A 14,176-nucleotide genomic window follows, 5' to 3' on the forward strand; every position below is an offset into this window, starting at 1 on the left:
GTGCCTCCTTATATTTTCTTCATACTTTTTCAATTGTAAGTCTATTATAATTGGTAAAAGGGTACAAAAAAAGGACGCTATTTATTTATCACAGCGTCCTTATTTGCATCTTAATCTGCACACTTTAAGAAAAGCACTTTCAGAAGATTCGTTTCTTCCGCTGGTGCTTTTTATCTTTATCGTACTTTTTTTATGCAGTAGTTTTTCATAAATTCTATAATCTCAGCATCATCATCCTTTTCATAAAATTTAATTAACAGCGTTTTAAACTATTCTAATTTTTGGTTATCATAACATACCGCCGAACACCTTTGCAAAAATCTCATCCTGTTCCTGAAGATGAGTCACATATCCGACCGGAATCTTATTCTCTGTAGCATCAATAATTGATTTAGCTCCCGCTTCTCCAAAAGCACCGCAGAGTTCAATGCAGTCTATCCCTTCTTCATATAGCTTTTTTGCTACTTCGCATGCTTCTTCCAGACTTGATACGCCGATTGTCTGCACCCCTCCATCGTGTATACTGGCACAATCTCTCTGTGAATCAAAATTCTCTCCCATAATTATAAATACAAATCTCATAAGAATCCTCCTCATATTACTGGCTTTATTAATTTTTTTTAACTAATTATACCATACTATGGAAAGGAAATATATGAATAGAGGCAAGTTGGTTACTATTCACGGGGCCGTGCACCACGCTGCACGGCATCCGAGCCAATAAAGTGATGGGGTCGGGCATCTGGCTCTTCGCCACGGGCGACTTTAAATGAGCCAGATGCCGTTACTATGCACGGTCTATAGACCGTACATATCAATGCTTATTTCCCATGCCCTCTATACCGGGCAGTATTGAAACCGCTCAAACCAAGCGTCTGTTTTTTCAGCAAACACCCCCACATAGCATCCGGTGAAAGTCATGGGCATACACTCTGTTGATAAAAGCTGTGTCCTCCCGCTGCCTGCCATTTGCAGATGATTCTCATCTCTTCCTGCAAGAAAACGATACTCCAGTGCATCAGACTCAATCCTCAGAAGCATTTTCTCCGAAACGTCCAAAAATAAGGGCTGGCTCTCCGTCTGCATATCGCCCACCCTTTTATACAGAATTACACACCGTTTCCCCTCTCTGCATGAGACGGCAAGGTCATAGTGGTGCTCATTCGTATGATAAACGGTTAATCCTGCACGCGCTTGCGGTCCCTGCGGTGCGGCATCCAGCCATACCTCAGCCCGCATACAGAAATGCTGCTGCCTCCGCCCCACAAATGCAGGCGAACACAGTTCATCTAATGTCTCATCCCCACCGGCCAGCTTAAGGCTTCCCTTCCTGTCAGTGAGACTGTACTGGCGCAGATCCGGGTTTCTCAAATAATTCCACACCTTAGGCAAGACAGAACCATAAAAGGAATCCGGATCCTCCCATCTGATCTCATAAGCCTCTTCCGGAAGCCGCATGACCTCCATGTTTTCCAGAATCTTTTCCCCCTGGTTCACCACAGGCCATCCGTTTTCGTCCCACGTAACTGGGGCAAGCATGGTTTCCCTGCCCAGATGATGGAGCATGTACTGGCTTGTCCGTATCCCATGGAATACCATCCAGGAGTCCCCTTCTTTTGTGTCGGTTACATCCCCGTGCCCAATCGCCTGAAAATGATGCAGCATCGTATCACGGTGGCTCAGTATCGGGTTATACGGACAGCTTTCAAATGGTCCCCATGGAGAGGTTCCTCTTGCAATCGTGACCATGTGGCCGTACTCCGTTCCCCCTTCCGCTGCCAGCAGGTAGTACCATCCCTCCCGTTTAAACATGTGGGGACCCTCGGGATATTTGCCTCCGCTCCCTTCCCAGATGATCTTTGTGTCGGAAAGCCTCTTTCCGCTATCGATATCAATCTGGCACTGCCCAATCGCCTGGCTGTCCGGCAGGTCATAGGTGCTTGTTAAATATACGCAGTGGTCAGAGTCAAAAAACAGGGAAGGGTCGATCCCGCCCTGTTCCATCCAGATTGGGTCCGACCACTCCCCATAAATATCGTCTGTCCAGACGAAAAAATTTCCACCATGGCTGAAGTTCGTGGCTGACACATAGAATCTGCCTTTATGGTGACGTATTGCAGGCGCCCATATTCCACCGGAAGCCGGACACTTTTCCAGCAATGCCTGGGATTTTCTGGTCAGAACATGCCCAATCTGTTCCCAGTGAACCAGATCCCGGCTGTGGAACAGAGGGATCCCAGGAAAGTATTCAAAAGAACTGGTCACCAGGAAGTAATCTTCTTTCACCCGGCAAATGCTCGGGTCAGGGTAAAACCCCGGTATGATCGGATTTTGATAATGTATCATTGGCTTCCTCCTTTACACGCGCACCCACACCAGCATTTCGCCCGTCTCTCTGTTCCCCCAGAGGAAATAGGGGACCGCTTTTACGGCCACTTCTTTCTCCCTCCGGATATATGGACGGTAAAGCTCCGCGGCCCATCCGTCTTCCTCTGTACGATATCCTTTTGCCGTAATTGCTGGTATGCCGCCGGACAGTACAGTTTCCGCAATCTGCAGTCCGCAGTCCGTATCTAACCGAATTGCAGAAAGATTGCTTCCGTTGTCTTCCTCTTCCAGACAGTACACAACCGGCCCTCTTTGAATTGCAGCCTTCCCGGCATCTGCCCTGACCTTTGGATTTGCCTGAATCAGCTCTGCGGCCATAACGAACAGCAGACGAATCTCATCTCCCGCCCGGATGCCATTTTCAAGATATACATATCCCTTTTCCACCCGGCATTCTGCCGCTTTTCCATTCTGCCGTACTTCATACTCATGGCACCATCCCGGAATCCGCAGCGCAATCCTGCTGTCCGTATCCGGCACTGAACGCACCGTAAGCCGGATGTCTCCGTCCCACGGATAATTGCCGTTCTGCCTTACACAAAAGTCACCGCGGCCTGTTTTTATCCTTACTTCCCCGGCTATATAGAGATGGACGTACAGCGTATGTTCCCCATAGGCATACACGTATTTTCCCAGAGAAGAAAGCAGTCTTGCGATATTAGGCGGACAGCAGGCACAGCCAAACCATTTCTGGCGTTTCGCTTTTACATGACTCCGGTCCGGATTTTTTTCGTTAGCCAGAGGCCAGACTTCCTGCGGATTCACATAAAAGAAATGTTTTCCGTCACGCGACATGGAGCTAAGAACCACATTATATAATGCCTTTTCCAAGACATCCCCATATATCCCGTCTGCCTCTATCATCTGCATCCGATGCGCAAAAAAAATCAGTCCGATGGAGGCGCATGTCTCCGCATATGCAGTCTCATTGGGCAGGTCATAATCCACGGTGAAAGCCTCTCCTGTCCTCGTGGAACCTATAGCCCCGGTAATATACATCTGCCGTTCCACCACATTTTCCCAGAGCCGCCTGCATGACAGATACATTTCTCTGCTTCCCGCCGCCCTTGCCACATCTGCCATTGCTGCGTACATATACATTGCCCTGACCGCATGGCCGGCTGCCGAAGTCTGGTCATACACAGGCAAATGTGACTGATTATAAACCAGGTCAGGACTCTCCGCCGGCAGGTCTGTCTTAAAGGAACATTGTTGGCGTAAAGTCTCCCATTCCCATACAAAATAATTCGGTTCCCTGCCCCGCTCCTCCAAAAAATAACGGCTCAGCTCCAGATACTCCCTGTTACCCGTTGCTTCATACAGTTTGACCAGCGCAAGTTCTATCTCCTGATGGCCCGGATACCCCTTCTGTCCTCCTTTCCTGAAATGTTCCGCAATATGATCCGCACATCTGCACATCACGTCCAGCAGCTTTCTCTTTCCTGTCGCTCTGAAATAGGCAGCCGCCGCCTCCATCATATGTCCTGCGCAATACATCTCATGGCATTCATACAGATTGGTCCATTCCTTCTCCTGATTCCCTATCGAAAAATAGGTATCCAGATACCCATTCTCCTGCTGGGCCGCGGCTATAAGATCAATTACCTCATCCATGACGGCTTCCAGCTCAGGCTCCGGAGCGCTCTCCAGACAGTATGACGCAGCCTCCAGCCATTTTGCCAGGTCGCTGTCTTGGAACACCTCCCCATAAAAACAACCTTTCTCCACGCCTGCTGCAATTTTAAAATTCCGAACCGCATGGCTTCGCTCAACGTCCGGCACCCGGTCATTCAGAATCTCCCACTGATAGGGAATCACCGTATCCCTTACCAATTCCATATACTGTGACCAGAAAGTATCCTGAATCTGTACCTCTTTTATTTCTGCCGGTCTGCATATTTCCAGCCGTTCCATATTCCGCCTCCTTCTTCATACATTATTTTGCAGCTTGCTGCAACCCCACCCCGCAAGGGCATGTATTACGGGACGCCCTTTGGGTATACATTATTTTGCAGCTTGCTGCAAACCCGCCCCGCAGGGTATAATTCCGGTGTGCCCTTGGATATAGAATTTGATCCCGGAACCACATGGCTCCGGGACACTCTTTTCCTTAAGCTTTAAATTCCTCGAGAACCCCATGTTTCAATGCCCCGGTGAACCTGACTCAGAATAAATATTCTAAATGAACCACTGTATTCTTTTTGAATTCTATATCAGCTCCGTTTCCGTCTTTATCATAAAGCTTCCCGTTCACCCGCAACTCCTTGTAGCCCACCGGGAAGGAGACATAAATCACCTGGTCTTCCATACTAAATATTTCAACCTCCGCTTTTCCGGCCTCCATATCCCAGCTCATCTTCTCAATCTTAGCAAATGTATAAAGCCACATTCCTTCCAGATTTCCTTTGCTTAAATCCCCCGGAACTGCAGGCAGCAGCTTTATAAAGCCTTCATCGGAATAAACCAGCATTTCCAGAACAATTGCCGGCATAGCTCCCAGCAGGTCCGGACAGAATACCCGGTATGGATAATGCACGGTGTTCAGTGTACGTGTTACGTAGCCGTGCTCCATCAGAGTACGAAGGTTATGCATGGCATCCGGCAGATCGCCCAGCCTTACCGCTGTAAAATACCGATGGATGACGCCATGGGCAGAATCATCCTGATGCCCGCGTTTCCGGTTGGAAAGAATAAACGGCTTTACAAGCTCCGGCGTTTTCTCCGGTGAAACAGCCCGCCCCGGCCAGATATCATAATGGTGGGAAACGTGCCGGTGATCATAGTTTTCCCCTGAATACTTGAAGGACCACTCCTTAATCGCCCCGTCCTCATCCATCAGATAGTCCGGCAGTCTGCCCCTGAGCGCTTTCCATTTCGGAAGATCCGGTTCGTCCAGGCCAAGAACCTCACATGCCTCCATCAGGTTATCCAGTACCTCTCTGCATACCATCACATCCATCAGTGAATTCACATTCATTGCATAGACATCCTTCGGGAATGGCACGTGATAATCATTCATGGAAGGATCTTCCGGCGAATAACTCGGATAGAACATTACCTTTCCATTTTCATCCACATCAGTGAGATAGTCTTCATAAAATAATGCGATTTCCTTCAGGCCCGGGACAATACGTTCACGCAGGAATTCTTTGTCTCCTGTCACCAGATAGTGCCCCCAGAACTCGTTATAAATCCATCCCAGACATGCGGTCCAGCAGTAATGTGGATATACAATCGAAAACTGATAGAACTTTCCTGAGTTATAATCACAGTGAATATTTCCGAGTACGCCCCTCGCTCCGTAAAAACGCTCTGCATTCAGACGGAAGTCATCGAATTTGTCCTCATAGAATTTGAAATAGGTATCCATGATTTCAGGCAGCCCCGTCATGTTCCCGGAGCAGACCTGCAGGTTGGTATTAATATTATGCTGGAACAAGGACGGCGGATCATCTCCGGTGTCCGTTATCATAAAGAAACGTCCCATATCATACAGCTTTTCCAGCATCATAGCACTTAACTCGCCCCCGCCGTGCTGTTCGTTGAGCAATTCCTCTGCCGCCATAGCCCAGTCCCCCTTAAGCCGTATCACGGAGCGTTCCATCAAAGGCTCCAAATATGCCCGGTTTGCTGCCAGCATATCTTCGTAGGAATCCTGGATTTGGTTCACTTCCTCCAGCACCTTTTCAGCCAGAGCATGGCGGTATGCTTCTTCATATTTTACAGTTCGGGAAATAATGGTGATCTCCTTTGCGCCCTCCACCTGCAGATAACCGCCCTCACGGCAGGATACCTTTCCATCCGTGCGGATCACAGAACAGCAGCAGTACCCACGTTCACCGAACTGCGGGTCATATGCCAATGATACTGTACAGCTTTCGGGCGTTGTCTTGATTTCCACATCGCTGCCTTCTATCTGATACATATCGTTATAGGTGACAAGCACAAACTGGTCGAAATGGTCAGGAAGATCGTACCCGCCCGGTGCAACAAAGCGTATGTTCATATCAAACTGCTCTTTATTCAGGCGCTCTGTTTTTTGCACAACTGCCTCTTTATCAAAGGAGACAAAAGACCTGCGGAGAATGCCTCCTTTTTCATCCTGTATGCGCACCACTGCTTCTCCCGACATCATATCAAGATACCGCAGGTAATCGCAGCGCTCCTTTCCTTCTTCGATTTCGGTCAGCAGCTCAATAACCGAATGGAGACGCGGATGCAGGCGCGGAAATTCAACGCCAAAGGGGCGGCTGTCTATCCACTGATCATACCCCGCCGCTTTCGTTGCTTCGTCCATCACCCTTGCAGCCTCTTCAAATTTCCCCTGTTTCAGAAAACTTCTCGCTTCCGGGATCGCATAAGCCACATCCGGCGGTTCGGGCGTGTCCTTCCAGCGCATATCCATGATCCTTTCACGGCGGTAGATTACGCGCTCATGATAAGGATCCCCCACAATATCAATTCTCTGCCTCCCGTTTGCAGTCACCAGAACATCTTCATCCGCCTTAGCCGGATACAGGCTGCTCACACTTTTATAAGGGAGAAGCTCTCGTCTTTTTTCAATTCCCATGGGTGGATATTTCAGGGCAAATTCCACTGCTTTCATACCATAACTGCTCATAAAATCCTCCTTATCCTCTCTTCATATGATTCAGAATTTCCTCTCGTGCCTGCCGGCGTCTGATGCCGGACGGAGCACTTGTATGAGCAGATTATACGTCCCGCAGGGCTGATGGTAAATGGAATATCATGGACTGAGGGAGGGAATATTTTGAACGTATAGGCACACTGCGGTAAGGCGCGCTTCTGCGGACGGCCTCCGGCTTTATCTTCCCCCGCCCGTTTCATCCGCAATATCTTTCTGCATTTGCGACTTATACACAATTGGACTGACTCCATACTGCTGTTTAAACACTTTGCTGAAGTAATACTGGTCACTGAACCCCAGCAACTCTGCAATATCCTTCACCCGTATGTTCTCGTATTCCTCCAGCATCTGTTTTGCTTCATTGATTTTGAGCCTGTTATAATAACTGATAGGAGTATCGCTGTAATATACTTTAAACAGCCTGCAGATATAGGACGGCGAAATATCAAAATAATCCGCTATTTCCTGCAGAGATAAGTTCTTATACAGATTCGCCTGCATGTATTCGGTCAATTTATACGCAGCTTCCATCGACACCCCGCTTTTTTCCTCTTTTGAGGCCGACATAAATTCGCTGTACCCCTGCAGACATTCTTCCAGCTCCCCGTACCTTCTGCAGTCATTCAGTATCTGATCCGCCAGCGTACCCGGCTCATCCGCCAGTTCCCCGTTCCCGCCTGCTGCCGCAAACATTTCGTCCAGCAGCGCCAGGAGGAATTTCCGCAGTACCGCGACGGTATAATGCTTTTCTTCCCAGGATAGAATATTCTTATGAATTTCTTTGCGATAATCATCTGCAGCCTTATTTTTCAGAATCCATTCTATTTTCCTGCGGAATACTTCAATCTCCTCTTTCTGCCGGATATACCGCTCTCTCACCTCTATATATTTCTCATCCTCAAAGACTTTGCTGCATTCCAGCATCACCATCCTCCCCAGCCGGTTAGAAAGATGGGTATACTGCATATGGAGCTGAGTGATATCCGTTAGGCAGCCCGAACAGATAATATTGACACGTGTATACTTCTTCCGCAGTTCCGACAAGAGTAACGTATTTAACAGCATGATCCTCTTTTGGGAACTGCTTTCCAGATTAAACATCACGATTTTTTCACTGTTCAGCCTGGTATTTGCTGTCCGAACATCCGGCCCCGCCTTATTCTCTGCCATAATTTCTTTGACCAATTCCTTTGACAAGGGCGCCGCATACTGCTGAAAAAGCCCTACCCGTACCAAAGAGAGCATGTAACGTCCCGGGAATCCGTTCTCCTCTGTTCCAATGCCTTCCTGAATCATCTTTTGCAGGGCAGATTCTTCCTCCTGTACCTTTTTGCTGTCCGCCTTCATGGTCAGCTTCTTTAAAATCTCAGCAAACTCCCCTGCATCCACAGGCTTCATGATATAGTCATCTACCTGCAGCATCAGAGCCTCGTGGGTAAAGGTAAAGTCTGCATATCCACTGATAATAACGCTTTTCACCCCCGGATAAAGCGCCTTGGCCTTCTGGATGAGTGTCAGCCCGTCTATGACCGGCATTTTGATATCCGTAAAGATGATATCCGGCTCAAAGTCTTTCAAAAGCTCGGCGGCAGCTTCTCCGTCATATGCCGTTTTAATAACGGAATCATAGCCTGCTTCATTAATAAGATGGACAATGTCTCTTAAGATGACTTTGCTGTCCTCTGCAACAAGAAACTTATACATGTTTCATCCCTCCCCCAGTGCAAAGGGGTCAGACCCCTTTTGTAGTGTTTGCGTTTTTATAACTTATTTGACACTATTCATTCTCAAATATGAACCTGCCGCCCAGACAGACTGCCGCGCCATCTTCCGGAGAATTATTCTTTATACTGAATTCAAAATCTCCTGCAAAGTAGATTCTCAGCCGAAGGAGTGTGTTCAGAATCCCCAATCCTCCCATGCCTGGTTCCCCCTCAGAGCTGTCTTGCAAATTGATGACCAGACTTTCTTCTTTCATCCTGTTTTCGATCTCTTTTATTTTATCCTTTGAAAATCCTCTCCCATTGTCTCTGACCTCAACTTTCCATTTCCCGTCCCTGGCGATTGCCGTCACACAGATATGATAGGGCGGTTTTTGTCCCTCAAAAGCATGCTGTATGGCGTTTTCTACAAATGGAAGGATACAAAGCCTGGGGATCAGGATAGAACGTGCCTCCTCCTGCACCTCAATCTGATATTGCAGAAAATCTTCATAGTACTGCTTCTGAAGTGCAAGATAGTTTGTAATGTATTGCATCTCCTCCCCAAGAGTTACCGTATGCGCATTGGAGTTCACCGTATAGCGCAGCATGTCCGAAAGCTGTTTGCACATGGCCTGTGCGTCCTCCGTGCGGCCTTCTCTTGCAGAGATGCTGATCGAATACAGAACATTATGGATAAAATGTGGGGAAATCTGCGCCTGCAGGGCAGAAATCCTCGCCCCTGCCTCCGCCTTATTGGACTCAATTTCTCTGAAAGCCGCTAATTTTAGATCATCCAGTATCTTCTGGAACGCATCTTTAAGCTCGATAATTTCATTATTAGAGACATCCTCCAGATTCAGACCCATATTCTCATAGGTAACCTTCAATACGCTGTTGCGCAGTTCCTGGAGGGGTTTTACCAGCATCCGCGAAAATACAACTACCATCAAAATTGCAGCAGCCGTCACGCATATAAAAAAGATGATCGTAGTATGCTGCAGTAATTTCATTGAGGAATATATTGTATCTTTTGGATACTGTATATAAGTCGTGATCCCCGAATAATCTGATGAGGCATAAAAGTACATATGGTTCTCCACGCTAAAGACACCGCTTTTATTCTTTTCCGCCAGATTTCTTTTGAATAAACCGCTCTCTTCTTCAGAAACGGAACTGGACGGATATACGGTATCGCCTTTATCATTCAAAAGAAGGACATTGCCTATATGGTTAATGTTGCAGATTTCATCCAGCTTCTTATAATCTGACTGCACCTCAATATAACCATATCTGTTGGCGCTTACATCAAAGACCGCACGGATAAATGATATCGTTGCACCCTGTTCATCCTGTGAGCCGCTGTCATGATCCGCATAGATAACAAGCTCCTTCTTACCTAGCTTTTCCCCATTGTCCTCCATTGTAAGGGCGGATTTAAAATTGCTTTTGTGCTGGTTGTATACATAAGAATAAGAACCATCCTGACTGTAAAGATATACATTGACATGAGGAAAAGACGTCAGCGTAATCGCATTAGAGACAATGGCTGCGATTTCTCTGTTCCGCTTTAATTCCTCATAGTCCGACAATGCTTTGGGATTGTTTTTCACCTCCCGCATGATCTGCAGAAGACCCGGATTTGAGATCAGCTTTTTTGTGATATCATCCATTTTTTCGATATAGGTGTCGACATTTTCGGATATTTTTATGCATAGCTGCATATCATTATAGGCTGACTCCTCTTCCATCTGTCTAAAGATGTGCATACGGATAAACAGGCTGAAAGATGCCGCTGCAAATAAAATAATAATAGAAAAAACGACATATAGTTTAGTCCTGAACTTAAAATTCATATGGGTTCCGCTCCTCCTGATCTGCATGGCTGTTCCTCCTTTATTATCCCAAATAACAGTAAAAAGTCAAACCGTTGTAACAGTTCAGACAGGACTGCACTGTTACAACCCGTTACTATGCTCGGCCTATAGGCCGAGCATAGTAACGTCAAACCTCATCCTTTTACCGCGCCTTCTGTCAGGCCGCTGATAAATTGCTTCTGCATAAACAAAAACAGCAGGATCACCGGCAGCGCCGCCAGCGTCAGGTCTGCAAACACCAGATTCCAGTTACTGCCTCCATACATTCCGAAAAACTGGTACACAGAAAGGGGCAGCGTCCTCTTTGCCGGGTCGTTTAAGAAGTAAAGCGGTATATTAATTTCATTCCATATTCCTGTGAACAGAAGAATCAGTACGGTGATATTACATGATTTCAGGAGCGGAAGGATGATGTAGAAATACGTCTGCAATGTGGATGCCCCCTCGATAAATGCGGATTCATCCAACACCCCTGGAATCCCCCGTATAAATCCGGTATAAAGAAAACAGCTGAAGGGTATGTTGATCGCCGTGTATAAAATGATAACATTCAGATAACCGCCATAGATATCCAGAACCGTAAATAAACGAATCGTAGGCATAATCTGCATCGGGATAATCGTGCCGATAAAGAAAAAATAATACAGGAATCTCGAGAACCTGGTCTTTCGCCGGGCAAGGATAAAGGATGCCAGAGAACTTGTGAATATCGTGATCACGGTGGAGGCTATGGTAATCAGAATACTGTTCTTAAATGCCAGCAATAATTTTCCCTGTTCAAAGACAGTTTTAAAATTATCCACCAGCCATTGCTCCGGAAGTGTCAGATCAAACGCCGTCACTTCTGCCGAATTCTTAAAAGCCCCCAGCAGCATAATCAGAAGCGGAATCACAATAACCAAAGAGATCAGAATCAGCACGATCTGCAGAAGTACCTTTGTTACTTTCTCTTTTTTTCTGCCATACATTATTCCTCCACCTCCCTCTTCCTCATCTTATACAATACCGGAATGCAGATAATAGAAACGAAAACCGCCAGCGTAACGTTCAGTGCGGTGCCGAGCCCCCATTGACCTCTTCCAAACTTAGAGAACACTTCCAGTGCAATTGCCTGAGACGCATTTCCGGGACCCCCGTTCGTAAGTGCATATGGTTCACTGAACACCTTCAGCCCGCCAATCAAGCTTAACAGCATATTAATATTAAATGCAGGGGCCAGCATCGGAAACGTAATATTCGTAAAACGCTGCAGGGCGCTGGCCCCGTCAATCTTCGCCGCCTCATAATAAGATGCCGGTACAGCCTGCAGGCCGGCGAGATAAACAACCATATGATACCCGCTCCATTGCCAGATTGATACCCCCGCTATGGATACCATTACGATCCTGGTATCTACCAGCCATTTCTGCTGCAGGGCCTGAAGGCCCACATGCCCCAGAAATTCATTCAGGATTCCGTTAGGATGTAAAATGGGCACAAACACAAGCCCGATGATGATCGTAGAAATCACGCATGGCAGAAAGAAAATTACCCGGAAATACCCTCGCAGTTTTGTCTTTGTATTTACCGCCAGCGCCAGCAGAAGCCCATTGACATTTTTCCCGATCACCACAATAATGGCGTATACGAAGGTATTATATATAGCATGTTTCAATTCACCGCTTTGAAAAATCGTCTTATAATTCTCAAGCCCCACAAAGCTGATGGTATCCTTCCCTATCGTCCAGTCTGTCAAGGAATAATATATTCCATAGATGCTGGGTACCACAAAAAAGATTCCAAATATCAGCAGTGCCGGCAGGATTAGCAGATATGTATATAAGTGTCTGGTCCGTCGCATTGTGATGCACCTTGCCTTTCTATCATGATTATCTCGAAGAAGATTCAAAAGAAAAGCACCGCCCAGTCTGACAGAAGCCCGCCTTTCATACGCTCCTTCCGGACTGTCCGGTGCCTAATTTTCGTTATTTCTGTTTAGAAGTTTTCTATTCCTTTTGACTTCATCAGTTCTTCAAAAGTAGTATCCCAGGAAGAAAGTACCTCCTCCGGTGTTTTCGCTCCCGCAAACATATCCTGGAAATATACCCAGAGGTCGTTTAAGTCAACCTTCATATAGGCATTCATTTCCAACACCGTCTTACCCGTCTTATTATATTCTTCGTATAAACGCCCCTCAAACTCATCGAATTCCGGTTCCTTAGCGCCTTTTACGTTCGGAACAAAAGAGGCTGCCTTCTGAGCAGTATCGCATTGCTCAGGCTGTGCCATGAAATTCAGAAACTTCCTGGCCTCCTCGATATGCTTTGCATCTTTCGGAATAAAGAACTCCGCATCCAGCTGGCTGATGGTAAGATATTCGTCCTCCCCCTCATATACAGGATAGGGGAACATATCAAACTGAATATCCGGATAAGCATTCAGTAAATCTCTTACCGTGGTATTTGAGCCCACTGTCATGGCATAATCGCCGCTGCTCATTGCCGCCGGTATGCTGTTGTAATCGTCGGAAAGTACCGTGCTCTGCATATATCCGTCTTTATACAGATCATATGCCTTCTCCAGGCTCTCCCTGAATGCGGGCACCTCATCCCAGCCAATCTCGTTTGCATTCAAACGGTCCCACAGATCCGGCTCTGATTTTGCTGCATAATAACCCCAGGTAGAAGTTGTCCACATCTGGAATGTCCACACATCTTTAAATGGACCGTAAAACGGAGTGACTCCCTGTGCTTTTAAATTTTCGCAGACTGCCAGAAATTCCTCATATGTCTTCGGAATTTCCACCCCTTTCTCCTCAAACAGATCTTTATTATATACAACACCCATGCCGCCGGTCTTCACTGCAAATGCAAACCCATAAATCTTCCCGTCCGGTGCCGTCAGGATTTCTTTGTCTGCAAGGTTCTCCACAAACGGCTCGTCTGATAAATCAACACAGTTTTTCGCAACTTCCAGTTCGTTCTCTGCGGAAACTTTGTTGTAGCAAATTAAATCCGACGGCTGTCCTGAGGCCAGCTTTGTCTGAATGATCGACGTGTTCTGCGCATCTGGGTTCAGCACCAGCTCTACCTTGATCTCCGGATATTGTTCCTCAAAGGCCGCTATATTTTCTTCGCTGAAAGCATATGGGATATTATTTACGATCTCCTGGCTTGCCTCCACGGTTAGGGTGACGCTTTCTGCCTTCTTATTCCCACCGCTCTCTTTTCCCTCATCCGAAGAATTGCCGGCCGAAGAACCGCAGCCTGCGGTTAAAAGGGACACTGCCATAAGCATTCCGGCAGCTTTCATTAACTTTCTCTTCATTTCTCCTTCCTCCTTATCAATAATTCTGTTGTAACGATCTACATGCACCTTCCGCGGAACTTTCGTTTGTGTTAGGTTTATTTTAACTTTCGGCTTTAAAGAAGTAAATGGAATTAAATGAACGACAGGATTAACAATATTGAACAATTAACTAAAAATGTAAAAAAACGCAAAACAACGCAGTTTGCACTTCATATTTTTGTTTAAATCTTATAGAATACACCTAATATCAGGAAACAGATAGGGCACTTTCACCA

General features: G+C 46.6%; 9 protein-coding genes. All 9 read right to left on the reverse strand.

What is annotated here, in order from left to right; all coding sequences use genetic code 11:
• Positions 1–288: 288 nt before the first annotated feature.
• Positions 289–582 carry a DUF6506 family protein gene (locus MWG26_RS17195; RefSeq protein ID WP_025656490.1) on the reverse strand — a complete coding sequence of 98 codons (294 nt, stop codon included), beginning with the start codon at positions 580–582 and terminating at the stop codon, positions 289–291.
• Between the two features lie 255 nt (positions 583–837).
• A complete protein-coding gene (locus MWG26_RS17200; protein ID WP_117440869.1) occupies positions 838–2,346 on the reverse strand; it encodes a glycoside hydrolase family 43 protein in 1,509 nt (502 codons plus the stop codon).
• A 12-nt stretch (positions 2,347–2,358) separates the two neighbouring features.
• Positions 2,359–4,302: a glycoside hydrolase family 127 protein gene (locus MWG26_RS17205; RefSeq protein WP_025656489.1), complete on the reverse strand. Its 1,944-nt coding sequence runs from the start codon at positions 4,300–4,302 to the stop codon at positions 2,359–2,361.
• Between the two features lie 250 nt (positions 4,303–4,552).
• Positions 4,553–7,009, reverse strand: coding sequence for a glycosyl hydrolase family 95 catalytic domain-containing protein (locus MWG26_RS17210; protein ID WP_025656488.1), 2,457 nt, complete (start codon positions 7,007–7,009; stop codon positions 4,553–4,555).
• 204 nt (positions 7,010–7,213) lie between these two features.
• Positions 7,214–8,740, reverse strand: a complete 1,527-nt coding sequence (locus MWG26_RS17215; protein ID WP_025656486.1) for a response regulator transcription factor — start codon at positions 8,738–8,740, stop codon at positions 7,214–7,216.
• 73 nt (positions 8,741–8,813) lie between these two features.
• Positions 8,814–10,619 (reverse strand): cache domain-containing sensor histidine kinase, encoded by a 1,806-nt coding sequence (locus MWG26_RS17220; RefSeq protein WP_025656485.1) that lies wholly within the window; start codon positions 10,617–10,619, stop codon positions 8,814–8,816.
• Positions 10,620–10,747: 128 nt separating this feature from the next.
• Complete coding sequence (locus MWG26_RS17225) at positions 10,748–11,581, reverse strand: carbohydrate ABC transporter permease (protein ID WP_025656484.1); 834 nt, start codon at positions 11,579–11,581, stop codon at positions 10,748–10,750.
• Complete coding sequence (locus MWG26_RS17230; RefSeq protein ID WP_117440870.1) at positions 11,581–12,453, reverse strand: carbohydrate ABC transporter permease; 873 nt, start codon at positions 12,451–12,453, stop codon at positions 11,581–11,583. Before MWG26_RS17230 ends, MWG26_RS17225 begins: the two co-directional genes overlap by 1 nt.
• Before the next feature lie 134 nt (positions 12,454–12,587).
• Positions 12,588–13,919, reverse strand: coding sequence for an ABC transporter substrate-binding protein (locus tag MWG26_RS17235; protein ID WP_025656482.1), 1,332 nt, complete (start codon positions 13,917–13,919; stop codon positions 12,588–12,590).
• Between the last annotated feature and the right edge of the window lie 257 nt (positions 13,920–14,176).

This window comes from Faecalicatena contorta (genome assembly GCF_022835095.1).
GTDB lineage: Bacteria > Bacillota > Clostridia > Lachnospirales > Lachnospiraceae > Faecalicatena > Faecalicatena contorta.

Coding starts and splice junctions, on each gene's coding strand:
- MWG26_RS17195 (WP_025656490.1), bottom strand. CDS start 582: ATGAGATTTGTATTTATAATTATGGGAGAGAATTTTGATTCACAGAGA.
- MWG26_RS17200 (WP_117440869.1), bottom strand. CDS start 2,346: ATGATACATTATCAAAATCCGATCATACCGGGGTTTTACCCTGACCCG.
- MWG26_RS17205 (WP_025656489.1), bottom strand. CDS start 4,302: ATGGAACGGCTGGAAATATGCAGACCGGCAGAAATAAAAGAGGTACAG.
- MWG26_RS17210 (WP_025656488.1), bottom strand. CDS start 7,009: ATGAGCAGTTATGGTATGAAAGCAGTGGAATTTGCCCTGAAATATCCA.
- MWG26_RS17215 (WP_025656486.1), bottom strand. CDS start 8,740: ATGTATAAGTTTCTTGTTGCAGAGGACAGCAAAGTCATCTTAAGAGAC.
- MWG26_RS17220 (WP_025656485.1), bottom strand. CDS start 10,619: ATGCAGATCAGGAGGAGCGGAACCCATATGAATTTTAAGTTCAGGACT.
- MWG26_RS17225 (WP_025656484.1), bottom strand. CDS start 11,581: ATGTATGGCAGAAAAAAAGAGAAAGTAACAAAGGTACTTCTGCAGATC.
- MWG26_RS17230 (WP_117440870.1), bottom strand. CDS start 12,453: ATGCGACGGACCAGACACTTATATACATATCTGCTAATCCTGCCGGCA.
- MWG26_RS17235 (WP_025656482.1), bottom strand. CDS start 13,919: ATGAAGAGAAAGTTAATGAAAGCTGCCGGAATGCTTATGGCAGTGTCC.